The organism is Pseudoalteromonas sp. SR43-3 (assembly GCF_014163875.1).
GTDB lineage: Bacteria > Pseudomonadota > Gammaproteobacteria > Enterobacterales > Alteromonadaceae > Pseudoalteromonas > Pseudoalteromonas distincta.
The window spans coordinates 206,838-222,098 of record NZ_JACJEC010000001.1 but is presented as its reverse complement, the minus strand read 5'-3'; the positions used below and the strand labels follow the sequence as shown (position 1 = coordinate 222,098).

The following is a 15,261-nucleotide window of genomic DNA, read 5'->3' as shown; positions in this document are numbered from 1 at the left end:
ATGTTTTAAGTTTTTATTTTTGGTGGTGCTCAAAACGTGCCACCAACTTCTCACCTTGCTCTTGGCTGATACGCGCTATAGAGTTGAGCATATTAGTCACTTCGCGTCTGTCGTATTCATTAGTTACATGCTCATTTATGTCATCAACAATCGCATTTAAATAATTAAATAAACTGTTTCGTGCATCGGTATCTTTATGGGCTACAAACAAAATATTTTTGAATGCCTCAAGCACGTTTGTCATTACGTATGCATCGCCTTTGGCGTAATTACGCAGCGGTGTAAAGTTGTCATGTAATAACTCATCAAAGCTTGTTTCATGAAGGTACAACAATGGGGCATTATCACTGTGCTTAAACGAGTAGTTAATATCGTTAATTGAAAGTCGTTGAATAAGTAAAATACTCAGCATATCAATTGATTTAACCGCAGTACCGGGATCGTTGATACCTGGACTCATTGCCTTAACTGCAATTTCTGATATTTGCGTTAATCCATAACGGTAATGATCGCTAATGTACTCTTCTATATAAAAAATAAAGCAGTCGAGAATTTTATTAATCAGCTCTTCATCGTTTGCTATCTCTTTATTACATTTTAAAAACGGGTAACCTTTAACTGTAAAATAGCCTTGGTTTACAGATATATACACCTTTATATCTTGCTCAGCCAAAATGGCACACAGCTTATCGGTATGTACGCCTTTATAATATCCTTCTGTTTTACTGCTAACCGAATGCCATTTGCTAAAGTCAGGAAAGTCTTCAACTGGGTTCTCTTGTTGTCTTTGTATTATTGTTTTAATTTCGTTTTTAGTTTGGCTAAACAAGCCATTTAACACGTTATCAACTTGAATAGCACGTGAGATCGAATGTATAAAAAATACAAACAAACCTAATGAAATCAATCCAAAAACAAGTGCAAACAACACACCTATTGAAGGAATTGCCGTACTGCCACCATCAAGCTTATTAATATTTATAAGCATAATAATAGAGTAAATTATGCTGCCTAAATAAAACCCCAAAACCATTTGGTGTGATTTGCGCGTAATAAGCCCTGGCACTACGCGGGGCGATAAACTCGCGCTGGCTGAATTTAAAACCACCATTACCATCGAAAAACTAAACACGGTAAGCGAAATAATACTCCCCGCTAAAGTGCTTAAAATAGTCCGCGCGTTTTCGGCGCTATCTACAAGTACAACCGATATAAACGATTTTAGCTGCTCAACAGGGGCTAAATATTCAACCGACATTGTAATAATGGCAAATACCAAAAAGCCCACTGAAAGCATCGAAGGGTAAAAGCCAATACTGTTAATCATTTCACGGTAACTGTCGGCTACTTTACGAGGTACAAACATAAAATCCTTATGTATTTTCTACTAACTTAATACCTCTAGCTTAGCATAGGCAATTATTAAACTTCTGATAATGCTGCTCAAATTTATGTGTTATTATCATGCCCACAATAATAGAGCGCATATTTATGCGATAAAAATAACAGGAAAACGCCGTGATCATTTCAACTTATGCTGCATTACTTGCCTTCTTTTACATTTATTTAAGCTTTAACGTAATAAAAGTGCGCCGTGCGGAGCAAATATCGCTTGGTGATAACGGTAATGCAACGCTACAACGTGCTGTGCGTGCCCACGCAAATTTTATGGAATACGTGCCATTTGCTTTAATTTTGCTTTTTTTAGCAGAGTACCAAGGGCTTGCTAGCCATTACTGCCATATATTAGGTGGTGCGTTATTAGTAGGGCGTGTGTTTCAAAATTTAGGCATAGTAGAAAAAAGCCTTAAATATCGCCAAATTGGTACTATTACTACATTTTTAGTCATGATTATCAGCGCCTTTGTATTACTAGTAACACGCGGCTAATTAAAGAAAAGTTAATGAGCAAAATATTTATAATAGGTTTACCACGTACCGGCACCACTAGTGTGTGCCATGCATTTTTAGAACTTGGCATTACAACAGCGCATACCGCGTATACTAATGCCTGTTTTCAAAATGCCAGCGCAATTTCCGACACTCCCATATTTAATGACTTTAAAGCGCTTGATATTCATTACCCAGACTCTAAGTTTATTTATTTAGAGCGCGAACTTGGTGCATGGCTTGTATCAATAAAACAGCTTTTAACGCGTATGCACACTAATTTAACGCGCGGCGACGGGGGCTTTAATATTCATATAAAACGCTGTTATTTAAATACGTTTAGTGAGCTTTCGCTTGATAATATTAGCGACGATAGTTACTTAGCAGACTGTTATGATACACATTTTAATGATGCTCAAACGTACTTTAATAACCGTGACGACGATTTTTTATCCATTGATATAGCAAAGCCTAATAGTTACAAAAAGTTGTGTAATTTTTTAGGGTTAGAAAGTGATAAAACTGATTTTGAAAAAATGAATGTGGGCGGAAAAGTCACTGCATGGAACGATATTAAACACCCGTTAAAAGTTGAGTCTACGGCTAAAGGGCGCATAGATAAATTACTGCCTTACAAGATTTTTTAAATCAAATACGTTAAAATCCCCGCATTATTATTTAAGTTGTACAGAACATGTTTGAATTAAAATACCACACCCCATTTGAATGGACCGAAGTTGTCCTTGCTGACTTTAATACTTTTTTACAAGATCATGCCGCTGCAGAAAAAAAAGCATCGGGTATGGCTATGTCTATGCTTTCGCATTACCCAGACAAACGTAAATTAGTAAAAGCCATGACCGACTTAGCATTAGAAGAATTAATACACTTTAAACAAGTGCTTAAGTTACTTTTAGAGCGCGATGTAAACTTAGGTGACGACAAAAAAGACCCGTACATAAAACAAATACGCGCACTGTTTAGACATGGTCGTGATGGTTTTTTAATGGACCGATTACTGGTTGGCGGTGTAATTGAAGCACGTGGTCACGAGCGTTTTTCTTTAGTTGCACAAGCACTTCCTGAGGGTAAAGAAAAAGACTTTTATGTTGCGATTGCCAAGTCAGAAGAAAAACATAAAAACCTTTTTGTAGAGCTTGCTTACGAATACTTTGATAAAGAAGAAGTTGATACTCGCCTAGAAGAGTTACTTACAGCAGAAGCTAAAATCTGTGAAAGCATCCCATTTACAGCTGCTTTGCATTAACTAAAATTAGCGCAGAGCCTATTTTATTCGCTTTGCGCCACCTGCCTCTACTCTCATTTCTTGGTTAAACCCTTCATGAATTATTGATTTGCAATTTGCGAATCAAAATAATAAAACACACTTTCACACATCTTAATGCATTGATAATAAATACAAAAGCGTTTGGTCTCATACTTGCTACCTATACATTAAGCAAATTGAGGGAAAGGCTTATGTTAAAATTTACTTTTATACTATTACTAATATCTTTTAGCGCCGTAGGCAGTGAAAGTCATTTAGATTATATAGAAAATGCAAATGGTGAGCGGGTACAAAAAGTATCACACTTAGTTAAATGGACACATACTCGCTTTGTGTTTACCCGTGATATTTCGCGTATAGCACTTGGCCACGAAACAACGCTTGATGTGAACGTGGTTAATGGTCGCGAACTACTAATTTTAGCTAAAAAGTTAGGCCGTACATCTATGATGGTGTGGTACGACGATAAAAGCTCGGAAACATTTTTACTTGGTGTTACCGAAGACTATAGCGTACTGGAAAATGCCTTAAACGATATTCACCCTGACGTGCAACTAACCATAGCACCTGATCGCCATGCTGTTGTATTACGCGGTGAAGTACCTACTATAAATTATCGTCATGCCGCTTATGAAGCTGCAAAAAACTATCTATACGCCAGTAGCTCACAAGCATCACAACCCGTTATTACCTCAAACCCTAACCAAGGAATGTTTAATTCTCTCGCTCAACGCTTGCAAGGATTGGGTAACGCAAACGGTGGTACCTCTCAAAACTCGAGCAAAGTCGCTATTATTAATTTAATAAAAGTAACTCAAGCACCCAAGCCAAAAGAAGAACGTATTAGCGAAGTAATTAAATCAATGGGCGCAGATAAAGTGACCATTAAACGCATCTCGGTTGATGAGCTATCAAATGATGATAGCGATGTATTTTTACTGTCAGGCTCTGTAAAAAATCAAATAAAGCTAGTGCGCTTATTAAATACAATTAATAAATTATTCGAACCAGAGCAAGCATTACAAACTCAGGGATCTCCTCTTGATCCTAATAATTTAATGGGCGGCGCAACGCAGGATAAAAGCGCAGGTATTGAAGTGCTTGCCAACGAGTCGGGTGGGTTAATAAACGATGCTACATCAGGGTTAAACTTAAGTAATGTAAGTTCTAATATTGCCAGAGCAACGTTGCTTTCAGTGGCTGGCGGTAAAGTTTTGTCGAGCATTGAAGTTGAAGATTTACCTCAAGTGCGTGTGTCGGTGCAATTATACGAAGTAAATCAACGTAGATTAAAGCAATGGCGCCCAGATATTAGCGTGCTCTCTAATGGGTACGAAAAAGAAGCGGGATTGTTTGGTCGTGACGGTATGACTGAACGCGAATCAGGCTCTGCAACAATAGAAAATGCGCTGCAATTAATTGGCGGTCAATTAACTAATAACTTACAGCTTTCTACCTCACAGTTTGCCATTGATATGTTGTTTTCATTACTTGAACAAGAAGGTATTTCTCGAACGCTTTCTCGCCCTACAATCACGGTTTTAGCTGGTGAAAGTGCCGTATTTAAGGTCGGTGGAGAAGTACCCGTACCTACAAGTTATAGCCCTTCAGGAATTACAAGCGGGCAGCAAGGTAGTAGTGGGTCGGTGTTTAGCGGCACAGAATTTAAGTCATTTGGAGTTGAATTAAATGTACGCGCCATGGTTGACGACAAAGACAGAATCACACTTGATCTAAACCCAGTAATTTCGCTACCCGATACCACGTTAACCGCCGAAATTGCACAAAGCACAGGCAGCAGTTTGAACAGTAGTGCATTTAATACACGCAGCATGCAAACATCAACGCGTTTAAAAGACGGACAACCTCTTATTATTGGTGGCTTAATTAGCACCGATAACAATGCAAGCCACGACTTTGTACCTGATGGCAACGGCAATAGCATGCTAGGAAAGTTAAGCGAAACAACCAGTAAAAGTGAAAACAACCGCGAGCTTATAATTGTTGTAACTCCAAACCTGGTACGTGAGCCAATTAATACCTTACGTTCGTGGGAACAGGCAAATATAGACACCCAGATACTTAGCTATATACAGGAGCAAGGGCTATGAAAATACTTTATATAATTTTACTGCTTACTTTATCGGGTTGCGCTCATATTGATTACAAGCCAACAGTAAATCCTTACAACGCGCTGGGTGACATAGTTAAAAAATACCAATTAAATGCCCAACCATTAAAGTGCGAAGGTATTAATGCAAGTGACTGTTTGAACCTTGTGCATGAGGTGAATCAGTTAATGCTTGAACACCCCGATAACACGGCAATACTTTCAATATCGGCATATGTACTTTATAAAAGTGGCCGTGCTAATCAGTCTCAACAGGTTATAAACACTTTGCTTAATAAAGCTAACCCGCCGTTAAACGCAATTACTTTAGGAGTCACTTTAGCAATTGAGCAAGGCAATTTAGCTAAAGCGAAAAGCATTGCCCAATACGGCGTAGATGTTTTTGGTACACATGCTTCACCATACCTGCAAATGGCCTCTATACATTATGCCCAGGGTAACTACGTTGTAGCATCAAACTATTTAGAGCTTTCGGTTAAGTTTGGTTTAAATAGCACCGCCTATTTTTACCATAAAGGCCTAATTGAAGAAGCTAATACCAATAATTTATTGGCCTGTGGCTATTATGAGCAAGTTTTACGTGTCGAACCTACGCATCAAAAAGCACTTGCTAGGCGCGGTAAACTCTCTGTTTTAGGTAATTGTTATTCTTAAGGCCTTCGGGCCTTTTTTTATACATAAAATTTGGCATTATTAAGGAGCCAAAACCACTTTATTATTTATCAAAAATAGTAGTAGAGCTTACGCTAATCATACGTTTTATAAGTTACCCCACAAGACTGCTTCTAATATTTAACCCTTTTTGAATACCTATTAGTTTTAATAATTTAACAGAGCGTTTCTAACAATAAGTATCTAAAAATTATTTTTTAATATTGATTTGCATTTTGCAAATCAAAAGTAAAAACAGCTAAAGAACAAATAATCTAAACACACTAACCACATGTATTTAAAGGATTTAATTAGTTGGCATGGTCCTCGCTATATATAAAGTGAGCATAAGCTCTTCTAATTTAAAGGCTACGATTATGAAAACTATTAAACATAACTTAAATAGCAAAAAGCAAAAAGGTTTTGTACTAACGTCAGAGCTAATCATTCTTTCTACTTCAATGGTAGCGGCACTTGTAATTGGTTTATCTACATTACGTGACTCGGTAACCAGCGAACTTGAAGATGTAGCTGAAGCAATTGGCTCACTTGACCAAAGCTATGTATTTGACGGGATGATTAACGCCGAAGGCACAGCTGAAGTGTCTGGCTCAGGCTTTGTAGATTCAGTTGACGTGTACGCAGGCGATGGTAGTTCATTCACTTTTGTTGCATCAGACTTTAGTGAAAGTGCCGCACTTGTTAATGCAACACCAAGCGGTGATGCTGCAACACGTACAGTAGCAGGCGGTTCACAAGGTAACTAACGCAAGGTAACCAGGTTTGAATACCAAGCTTAAGGCTCACTGCCACAAAATTGTGGCAGTGAAAGTTACTCTGGAGGAATATTATGAAAAGTAAAAGTAACAAAGGCGCAACCACAGCGGCTCTCACATTACTCATCACCTCTGGCATGTTAGCTTCGGCTTTGGGTATTAGACAGGTAAACGATGAAAATAGCGTAACAGCTTGGGTAGTAAACAAAAATATGTCGGCCGGTCAAACAGTAACCGTTCACGATGTTGAGCAAAAGAGTATAGATCCAAGTAACTATTCAAATATTGCACTGAGCGTTCAAAACCCACGTGCATTAATTGGTCAAAAATTAGCAACTAATAAAATGGTTGAACAACCATTATTTGACACAGATTTTATTAGAGCGAAAAGCCAAAATTTATCAGAAGCCATACCAGCAGGGCGTGTTTTATATACTTTAAAACTAAACACCTTAGATATTCCGCTTTCGCGTATACACAAAGGTGACCGACTCGACATAGTCGCTAAAACTAATCGTCTAGTAAGAACAGTTGCCCGTGATGTACAGCTCATTGGTGTTTCAAAAGGCCCTAAATCGCAAGCCGAAAAAAATGGCGTAATGGATAACTTAGCTAAAGAGTCTAATTCTGCTACAGGCGGTGTTTCGTTAGTCCTTGCGGTACTTCCAAAAGATGTTTATTCGTTGGCGGGTATAGATAACGCCGACAAAGTTTCAATTATTGTGCATAGCGCTTATGACATTGAACAAGGTCGTTTGCAAAACTTTTCACGCTTACAAACCAGTCGCACAATCGAAGTGGTTAAAGGCGTTAAAAATGAAGCTGTATATGTAGCTAAGTGAGTTTTTATGTTTAATTTATCAAGCAAACATGAAGAAGTTCAAACCAGTTTAAGTACCTTTGAAGAGCTTAAAAAGCTATTGCACGATGCCGTTATCGAAGAGTACGAACAAGAACCAACCGCGCTTTTATCAAGTAATGTTCTCGAAAAAATCTCTGCATTGTGTAGTGAAATTCCACAATTTAATCAATCTTCATTTAACCAACATCAACAAGAGCAGGTTGTGCAGGCTGTTTTTGATGAAATTCAAGGCTTGGGACCTATTGCACAGTTTATGCTGGACGATCAGGTTAGTGATATTTTAATAAACGACACGCAAGATATATGGATTGATAAACAAGGCAAACTACTTTGCACTGCCAGTAAGTTTGATGACGAACGCCATTTACGCCGATTTGTTGATCGCTTACTTGATGGTTGTGGCCGACAAGTCAATGCGCTTATGCCGATTGTTGATGGCAAACTAAAAGATGGTAGCCGAGTTCATATTATTGTACCGCCTGCGTGTACCAGCGCCGCGATTGTATCGATTCGTAAGTTTAATCATAAAAAAATAAACGATGACTTTTTAGTTAATAATCATTTTTTAGATAAAAACATCTTATCATTTTTAAAAAGCGCAGTTAAAACAGGCGTTAATATTTTAGTGTGTGGCAATGCAGGTGCAGGTAAAACCTCATTATTAAACGTACTTGCTAACTCAATTAACCCAAATGAACGTGTTGTAACCATTGAAGAAAGTGCTGAGCTTAATTTGCATCACAACCACGTTGTGCAATTAGAAGCCCACGACACAAACAGCGATGGTAAAGGTGCAGTAAGCCTAAGAGATTTAGTAAAAGCAGCCCTAAGAATGCGCGCAGATAGAATACTTGTAGGTGAGGTACGCTCAGGCGAAGTAATCGATATGCTCCAAGCAATGAACTGTGGTCACCAAGGTTCGATGACGACCATACATGCTAACAGCGCAAGTGATGCCGTTATTCGTTTATCTACTTTAGTGCAGTTACACAATGCACAACTGAGTGATACCCATACAAGTTCGTTAATATCGTCTAGTATTCAACTTATAGTGCATGTTTCTCGCTCAACTAATGGTACCCGAACTCTAAAAAGTATTGGTGAAATTAAGCGTGTTAATGGCGGCGCACATTTCAGCCCCCTTTATAGTATTAACGAAGCAGAGCCTGTACAAAGTGAGTTAATAGATAACTCAAGTGTTATTGAGTTTATGAAAGGCCAAGGCGCAAATGCAAAAGAATTAAAAGCATTACTGCGCAATAACCCGGAGGCTAACAATGACTAAACTTGATTATTTATTAGCTATTGCTGCGGTTATTACTTTTGTACTTGCAGCTAGTGTGTTGGTTTCTTTGTATGCTAAAAATAAAAGTAACCAGAGCGCTAAAAACGCAGATATTTTAGAAGAAAAAGACGTCCTTACTTTGTCATTACGAGTACTAGGCTTAAACATAAGTAACGCTTGGTTTATAAGCATGGCGTGCTCGCTCTCTAGTAGTTCATGGTTTTTAGCTAAATTATATTACCCTGAGGCATCAACCAGCGCGTTTATTATTTCAATCGTGGTCTTTGTAACTTGTTTTATAACTGTTATTGACTTGGCTCATTATAAATTAGCTAAATTTGAGCATCATTTTTTAGAATTTATTGAAACCGTACAATCGTGTTTAAGTACGGGGCTGTCGCTACAACAATCAATGCAGTTTGCTGATGAACATGCTGACTCATATATAAAAAAACAAAGCTCTTTGCTATTACAACGCATGAGCATGGGTAGTGACGCCGAAACGTCGTTTGCTCCGTTAATTGAAAGATACAACTGCGAGACCGTAAGATTATTTGCTCATAGCATCATCACACATACACAAAGCCAGTGCGATTTAACTGACATGCTAAAAAGCGTATGCAACATGATGTCGCTTCGGACCCTCGACCGCCAACAGCTAAAAGCAAAGCTTTCGGGTACTAAGTACGCTGCTGTATTTAGTGGTTTTTTACCTTACGCACTAATTCCTTTATTTAGCTATACCGATCCAACCTGGTTTGAACCTTTATTAAACGATCCTAATGGGATTGCATTTATAACGGTTGCGCTTCTTTGTCAGCTATTTGGCTTTTTATGGCTACGCCTTAGCTTAAGGGTAACATTATGATTGATATACTTTTACTTATCGGACTTTTAGTAAGTATGGGCTCGTTTATCCATATTCATAGGCAATCTCTTAAAGTCGAATTAGATAAACCCGATACTAAAAACATTAATTGGTATCCGCTAATCATTATCTCTAAACGTCAATTAAGGCAAGCAGGAATTCAAGTTAATAAAATATTAATAAGCCTGTACTGCTTTAAAGTGGCAGCTACTTTTAGTTCATTTACAGTTATAGAACTAACAGGGTACGAGCTGAGCCAATCGATTAAATTATTACTGTGTTTTGTGTGTTTTTTTGCACCCGAATGCTGGTTTTTGTTACGTAAAAATCAACGTAAAACTGTTATAAATAATAGCTTAGAGTTTTTTTTACGGGTGTTACTGGTTTACATGCGCGCTGGATTTTCACTAGAGCGTTCATTTGCACTAGCAGTTGATCATGGATTAAGTCACAAACACCCATTATACAAAGAGCTAAAGTTATTTTTATTCGAACTAAGCGCAGGTAAAGATCGTGAATTTGCATTTAATTCACTTTTTGAAAGAACCGGCGTATTAGGAATTAAAAAACTCGCAAACTTAATGTTAATAGGGTCAAAACTTGGTACGCCACTTATCCAAGCAGTAGAGGCTCAACTTGAAGGCCTAGCTTTAAAAAAGAACATTTTACTCGCTAAAAAGGTAAACAAAAAAGCGATGCACACAACCTTTCCCATTATCTTAATTTGTTTTCCGATGTTTTTGGTATTGGTGTTTTTTCCCGCAGCATTACAAGTAATGAACGTACTTAAAATGCTTGTAGAAGTGTTATAGGAGCCTGATATGAAAAAGCATTATCAACAAGGGTACATACTTACTATTGAGCTTATATTAATTATAACTATTTTAATTATTGGCTCAATTGGTGGGGTTATTTTAGTAAGGGATGCCCTTATTAAGCGCCATCAAACTAAGGTAGATAATCAAATTACTGTAGTTGATGCTAACAATAGACCACTCGGTATTGCAGTAAGTTTTGATGAGCATCAAGCACCACTCATTTTTTATACAGATCGTGGAGCAAACAACACGTACAGGGCATTAATAGGCATAAGAGATGATAGGTTTACCTCGCGAGAAGCTGTTTATTACGATGCTCCAAATTGCCAAGGTAACCCGTGTTTAAAGGGCTTAAGCGACGAAGCAACAGACAGCCAAGGTGTGAGTAAACTAAATAATACCGGTAATGTAAGTTATATAAATGCGCTGCAGCAAGGTCCAAATTATGCAATAGGGCAGTTAGGTAACACCGTTATTGGTCAGTTATTAAGAAGTACGCCACAACAATGCCCTGCTAATAGTGAACAAATTCTATCTCGTTATGTATCGCAAAAAGTAGTAACAGGCTCACCTTGTGAAAGCTTTGAAATAGATAAGCAACCAGCCGACAGCAGTTGTTTAGTTGGAGTAACAGCTTTAGGAAACCCACTTTTAGGTACAAGCGATCAAGGTTTATCGCAATCGTGTGATACATGCCAAACAGGGTACGAATCGCAAGGTGACATACTTGATTTATATTTACCTCAGGTAGAACCGCTTTTAAATACAGCCCTTAATGCGCTTTCATTAGTAGGTATAGGCACAAACGTTGATATAGAGCTTGGCACAATATGCTGCCCAGAAGGTACACGCTTAGAAGATGATGAAAACATTGTAGAAACACTTGTTTTCACTATTTTACAAACCACATTTGAGCTGGTCGGTATCGATTTAGTAAATAACCTTATCATTAGTGAAACACTGAGCTTAATAGGGATTGAGCCAGGTATTACATATTGCAAAACATCACTTAATTTAGTTAATGCAGAACAAGTAATTAATATCACCACAGGCGAACCTGCTCTTAGTAGTTTAACGCCACCATTTAAAGTTTTACTGCCAGTACATAGCGGCCAAAACAGTACAACGTGGATACATACTCCCCCAAAAGGGGAAGGAGAACGTCAATGAACGCCTCAAATATATTTACCTCACATGCTAATTTAGTAGATACACCAACTGATGAAATATCAACAGAAATTAAAGAAACGCTAACACTACTAAAACAGTTTTATGATGTTCCAATTGTTAAATTTATCGATTTTAGAGAAGTTTATTCAGAGCAGTTAATAACCTGCAACGATAAAGAAAGTGTCGAAAATGAGTTATTAAGCTATCATCAACGCTGCACACAAGAAAAACTATATTTATTTGAAGATACTTTTTTTGATGATGTATCAAACAACACGCACAAATTAATTCGTTTTTATGCACAATATCCAATTTATAGTGTCACTAATAAATTAATTGGCGTAGTGCTGATGGCTGATTTAGCACCTAAAACATTAATAGGTTCACAAAAAGATCAGTTTATTTCATTTGCTCAATTATTGCAGACACAGTTAAATAAAAATTCAGATTCAGTAAGTAATCAAAGTACTAATCCTGTGAAAAAAAATTATGGGGAAAAGTATATTCATGTATTTAGTTTAGCGCCCGTGGCATTCTTAATCGCATTAGTATTATGCTCATTCACTGCATTACTTCTTTATACTATAGAAAAAAAGGAGCTACAAAGTAATTACAATGAACAAACTCAGCAATTACGTAAAACGTTATTTAATGCTTTAGAGCGATTTGATAATCAAGGATTATATATATCGCAAAAAGATTTAGTTATCGCAGGCTTTTTACAAAGCCAAAATAGCTATACAAAAGAGCAGCTTAATGATTTAGTACAGAGTCAGGTTTCACAAAGCTTAACTTATAAAGGGTATGTTGTGTTTGATTCTGAGTATAACCAACTTGCACTTTGGTCAAAAAATAATTTTGATTTAGCCGCGTATGGATTTAAAAACTGGTTAGAAAAATTCAATAATAGAGCGAATAAACAAGCAGTAGAAGTATTTACTGTTGCAGATACGGCCTTCTTAATTTCTGAAATAAAAATTAAACAAGGCTCTATTTATACACTTACAGCATTTGATTTAAGTAAGTTTTTAAAAGCCGTTATTGGCAAATTAAACACTGAAAATTATAACGTTTTTATAGCAACACCACAGTTTACTTTAGGAAAACAAGGAGAAGTAAACCCCAGTATAATTAAAAATAGTATTAGCGCTTTGAGCAGTCGTTTTCCACCTACTTGGCGTTTACATGTGCAACCAATGAATAAAATAGTACGTCCACAAATAACTAAATATAGCCTAATTAGATTAGGACTGATCGCCTTTTGTGTATTCGCATTCGTGTACTATTTTTTACGTTTGCCTAGGCGTTTACACAATGAAATAAAACAAAAAAATCAGTTAATACTTAATAGGGAAGAGCTATTTTCAAGTTCTCTTGATGCATTGCCACATGGGTTTGCTATTTTTAATAGCCACGAATTTCCTGTGATTACTAACAATGCATTTAATCTTTTATTTGCACAGGTGAATAAACAAAACAGTCAGCTATCGTATAGCCAGATGATAAGTATTGCGCAACAGCATAATATTATAAATCATTACCATGAGCATCATAAGCTTGATGATGATCGTAACCAATTAATAGATATAGGTTTTACAGACGGGAAGTGGATAACTGTATTACAAAGACATACAGATTTTAATGGTTTTGTTTGCTACTTTAGAGATGATACAGAGGCACATCAAAAAGAATGTTTACTCGCTGATGTTCTCGAAAAATCTAAACAGACAAATCAATTAAAAGAAAAATTTGTTTCAAGGCTTAGCCGTCAATTAAAAACGCCTTTATCATCTTTAAAGTCATTAATTGAAATATCAAAAGATCCTATAAGCTTTAACGAATTTAAAAACAATGTAGGGAATATTTCTGATGTGTGCGACCAGCTTGAAAGTGTGATTCAACAGCTCGTAAATATAAATAAATCAGAGATAGGTAAGTTAAAGCTTCAAGCCAAAAACGTAAACCTAAAGAAACTGATCAATAATAACATGTCAATTTTAACGAAAGAGGCTGAAAATAATAAAATAGTTTTGAAAAATAATATTACATCAGAGTTAACGGTAGCAAGCGATGAAAAGTTAATTTCTCAACTGGTTATTCAGTTAGTTACTGAAGTTTTGGATTCATCAAATAATACAACACTTTCAATTGACGCTCAGATTAAAAAAGAAAGTACTCGTAATTACTTAAACCTCGACTTTTCATTAAGTAATTTAATCAACACTAACCATTTTATAACTGAACTTAAAAGCATTTCGGGTGATAATATAACACGCTTTATAGATGATAAAGACTTATCATTAGAGTTAAAGTTTTTTATCTCGATATTTAAAATGCTTGGTGGGAAAGCGATAATTATTAGCAGTAATGCAAATAAAACGACGATATCACTTTCTATGTTGGTAAACCTAGCGAGTAAACAAAACAAAGATGATGAACAAGAAGTATTAAACAGTCCATTAATAACTACCGATCTAGTAAATATTAATCCATTAACTAATGAAGAACAAAACACGCTATTACTGGTTGATGACGATCCACTGGTTGAAATTGTTATTAGGGCAATGCTAAAAAATGAGAGCATTAAAATAGATTACGCGCGCAGTGCTATAGAAGCAATGTTAATGGTATCTCAAAACAGTTACGACATTATTTTAATGGACATAGTAATGCCAGAATTATCAGGAACTGATGCTATGTTAAAAATTAAAAAACACAGTGATAATTCTAAAACTAAAATAATTGCACATACATCGACACCCGATCCAGAATCTAAATATGTAAACCAGGGCTTTGATGACATGCTATTAAAACCTGTAAAACAAGGCATATTAATAAACCAAATAGCACGTATTTTAAAAAGATAGGCCGCTATACCAACCGCCTTAATGTAGATTTTATGTAACGATAAAATATTAATGCCGGTTGGTGTTACATATAGCGTAATATATTCGAGGTAAAAGATGAAAAAAACGATTGAAGATACGATGGAAGTTATCGGATTTAATACAGTAAAACCTATAAATAAAACTACACGACTGCTTTTAGTCGATGATGATTTACTAATAGAAATTGTAATAAGAAAAATGCTTAAAGAAGAAAACATATTAATAGATTTTGCATCCAGTGCAATAGAGGCGCTATTAATGGTTTCTCAAAATATTTACGATATTATTTTAATGGACATAGTCATGCCACAGTTTACGGGCACCGACGCAATGCTAAAAATAAGAAAGCACGCTGATGCATCAGCAACGAAAATTATTGCGCATACATTTAGTGAAAACGAAAATAGTAATAATAAATATATAAAGCTTGGGTTTAATGGTTTGTTATTAAAGCCAGTTAAGCAAGGTGTATTAATTGAAAATATTAGATCTTTCTTAAAGTGATTAATAGCAATAGTAGGGCGGTTCGGTGTTTATTACTTATTACTTACTAAAAACTATTTAATAAGAATAATTTCTTCAAATTAGTAGCAACTTCGCTTTTGTAATTGTTGCATATTTAAGAGCAAACGCT

14 protein-coding genes are annotated in these 15,261 nt (G+C 36.3%); 13 read left to right on the top strand and 1 reads right to left on the bottom strand.

What is annotated here, in order from left to right; genetic code table 11:
- Positions 1 to 13: 13 nt before the first annotated feature.
- Positions 14 to 1,366, bottom strand: coding sequence for a DUF2254 domain-containing protein (locus H5088_RS00960; protein WP_182695943.1), 1,353 nt, complete (start codon positions 1,364 to 1,366; stop codon positions 14 to 16).
- A 152-nt stretch (positions 1,367 to 1,518) separates the two neighbouring features.
- Between H5088_RS00960 and H5088_RS00955 the strand changes: the two genes are divergently transcribed.
- The 13 genes from H5088_RS00955 (at position 1,519) to H5088_RS00895 (ending at position 15,131) form a co-directional block, all read left to right on the top strand.
- The gene (locus tag H5088_RS00955; RefSeq protein ID WP_002962524.1) at positions 1,519 to 1,890 is read left to right on the top strand and encodes an MAPEG family protein; all 372 of its coding nucleotides are present in this window, start codon (positions 1,519 to 1,521) and stop codon (positions 1,888 to 1,890) included.
- Between the two features lie 14 nt (positions 1,891 to 1,904).
- Positions 1,905 to 2,537: a sulfotransferase gene (locus H5088_RS00950; protein WP_182751994.1), complete on the top strand. Its 633-nt coding sequence runs from the start codon at positions 1,905 to 1,907 to the stop codon at positions 2,535 to 2,537.
- A gap of 47 nt (positions 2,538 to 2,584) precedes the next feature.
- Positions 2,585 to 3,157, top strand: coding sequence for a tRNA-(ms[2]io[6]A)-hydroxylase (locus tag H5088_RS00945; RefSeq protein ID WP_165743839.1), 573 nt, complete (start codon positions 2,585 to 2,587; stop codon positions 3,155 to 3,157).
- A gap of 212 nt (positions 3,158 to 3,369) precedes the next feature.
- Positions 3,370 to 5,289: a pilus assembly protein N-terminal domain-containing protein gene (locus H5088_RS00940; RefSeq protein WP_182749449.1), complete on the top strand. Its 1,920-nt coding sequence runs from the start codon at positions 3,370 to 3,372 to the stop codon at positions 5,287 to 5,289.
- Positions 5,286 to 5,963 carry a lipopolysaccharide assembly protein LapB gene (locus H5088_RS00935; RefSeq protein ID WP_138489063.1) on the top strand — a complete coding sequence of 226 codons (678 nt, stop codon included), beginning with the start codon at positions 5,286 to 5,288 and terminating at the stop codon, positions 5,961 to 5,963. The genes H5088_RS00940 and H5088_RS00935 overlap by 4 nt, the downstream gene beginning before the upstream one ends.
- Positions 5,964 to 6,337: 374 nt before the next feature.
- On the top strand, positions 6,338 to 6,727 hold the full coding sequence (locus H5088_RS00930; RefSeq protein ID WP_007586679.1) for a hypothetical protein: 390 nt from the start codon (positions 6,338 to 6,340) through the stop codon (positions 6,725 to 6,727).
- A gap of 83 nt (positions 6,728 to 6,810) precedes the next feature.
- A complete protein-coding gene (locus H5088_RS00925; protein ID WP_002960857.1) occupies positions 6,811 to 7,578 on the top strand; it encodes a hypothetical protein in 768 nt (255 codons plus the stop codon).
- Between the two features lie 6 nt (positions 7,579 to 7,584).
- Complete coding sequence (locus H5088_RS00920) at positions 7,585 to 8,883, top strand: CpaF family protein (RefSeq protein WP_182751993.1); 1,299 nt, start codon at positions 7,585 to 7,587, stop codon at positions 8,881 to 8,883.
- The gene (locus tag H5088_RS00915) at positions 8,876 to 9,751 is read left to right on the top strand and encodes a type II secretion system F family protein (RefSeq protein WP_182751992.1); all 876 of its coding nucleotides are present in this window, start codon (positions 8,876 to 8,878) and stop codon (positions 9,749 to 9,751) included. The genes H5088_RS00920 and H5088_RS00915 overlap by 8 nt, the downstream gene beginning before the upstream one ends.
- The gene (locus H5088_RS00910) at positions 9,748 to 10,563 is read left to right on the top strand and encodes a type II secretion system F family protein (protein ID WP_182751991.1); all 816 of its coding nucleotides are present in this window, start codon (positions 9,748 to 9,750) and stop codon (positions 10,561 to 10,563) included. Before H5088_RS00915 ends, H5088_RS00910 begins: the two co-directional genes overlap by 4 nt.
- Before the next feature lie 9 nt (positions 10,564 to 10,572).
- Entirely contained in the window at positions 10,573 to 11,739 is a 1,167-nt protein-coding gene (locus tag H5088_RS00905) for a hypothetical protein (protein ID WP_182751990.1), read from the top strand.
- Positions 11,736 to 14,606 (top strand): response regulator, encoded by a 2,871-nt coding sequence (locus tag H5088_RS00900; RefSeq protein WP_182751989.1) that lies wholly within the window; start codon positions 11,736 to 11,738, stop codon positions 14,604 to 14,606. Before H5088_RS00905 ends, H5088_RS00900 begins: the two co-directional genes overlap by 4 nt.
- Before the next feature lie 96 nt (positions 14,607 to 14,702).
- Entirely contained in the window at positions 14,703 to 15,131 is a 429-nt protein-coding gene (locus H5088_RS00895) for a response regulator (protein ID WP_024604388.1), read from the top strand.
- Positions 15,132 to 15,261: the final 130 nt, after the last annotated feature.

What these genes read in the sequence shown, in the direction of transcription:
- H5088_RS00960 (WP_182695943.1), bottom strand. Translation starts at nt 1,366, where the DNA reads ATGTTTGTACCTCGTAAAGTAGCCGACAGTTACCGTGAAATGATTAAC.
- H5088_RS00950 (WP_182751994.1), top strand. Translation starts at nt 1,905, where the DNA reads ATGAGCAAAATATTTATAATAGGTTTACCACGTACCGGCACCACTAGT.
- H5088_RS00945 (WP_165743839.1), top strand. Translation starts at nt 2,585, where the DNA reads ATGTTTGAATTAAAATACCACACCCCATTTGAATGGACCGAAGTTGTC.
- H5088_RS00940 (WP_182749449.1), top strand. Translation starts at nt 3,370, where the DNA reads ATGTTAAAATTTACTTTTATACTATTACTAATATCTTTTAGCGCCGTA.
- H5088_RS00935 (WP_138489063.1), top strand. Translation starts at nt 5,286, where the DNA reads ATGAAAATACTTTATATAATTTTACTGCTTACTTTATCGGGTTGCGCT.
- H5088_RS00930 (WP_007586679.1), top strand. Translation starts at nt 6,338, where the DNA reads ATGAAAACTATTAAACATAACTTAAATAGCAAAAAGCAAAAAGGTTTT.
- H5088_RS00925 (WP_002960857.1), top strand. Translation starts at nt 6,811, where the DNA reads ATGAAAAGTAAAAGTAACAAAGGCGCAACCACAGCGGCTCTCACATTA.
- H5088_RS00920 (WP_182751993.1), top strand. Translation starts at nt 7,585, where the DNA reads ATGTTTAATTTATCAAGCAAACATGAAGAAGTTCAAACCAGTTTAAGT.
- H5088_RS00915 (WP_182751992.1), top strand. Translation starts at nt 8,876, where the DNA reads ATGACTAAACTTGATTATTTATTAGCTATTGCTGCGGTTATTACTTTT.
- H5088_RS00910 (WP_182751991.1), top strand. Translation starts at nt 9,748, where the DNA reads ATGATTGATATACTTTTACTTATCGGACTTTTAGTAAGTATGGGCTCG.
- H5088_RS00905 (WP_182751990.1), top strand. Translation starts at nt 10,573, where the DNA reads ATGAAAAAGCATTATCAACAAGGGTACATACTTACTATTGAGCTTATA.
- H5088_RS00900 (WP_182751989.1), top strand. Translation starts at nt 11,736, where the DNA reads ATGAACGCCTCAAATATATTTACCTCACATGCTAATTTAGTAGATACA.
- H5088_RS00895 (WP_024604388.1), top strand. Translation starts at nt 14,703, where the DNA reads ATGAAAAAAACGATTGAAGATACGATGGAAGTTATCGGATTTAATACA.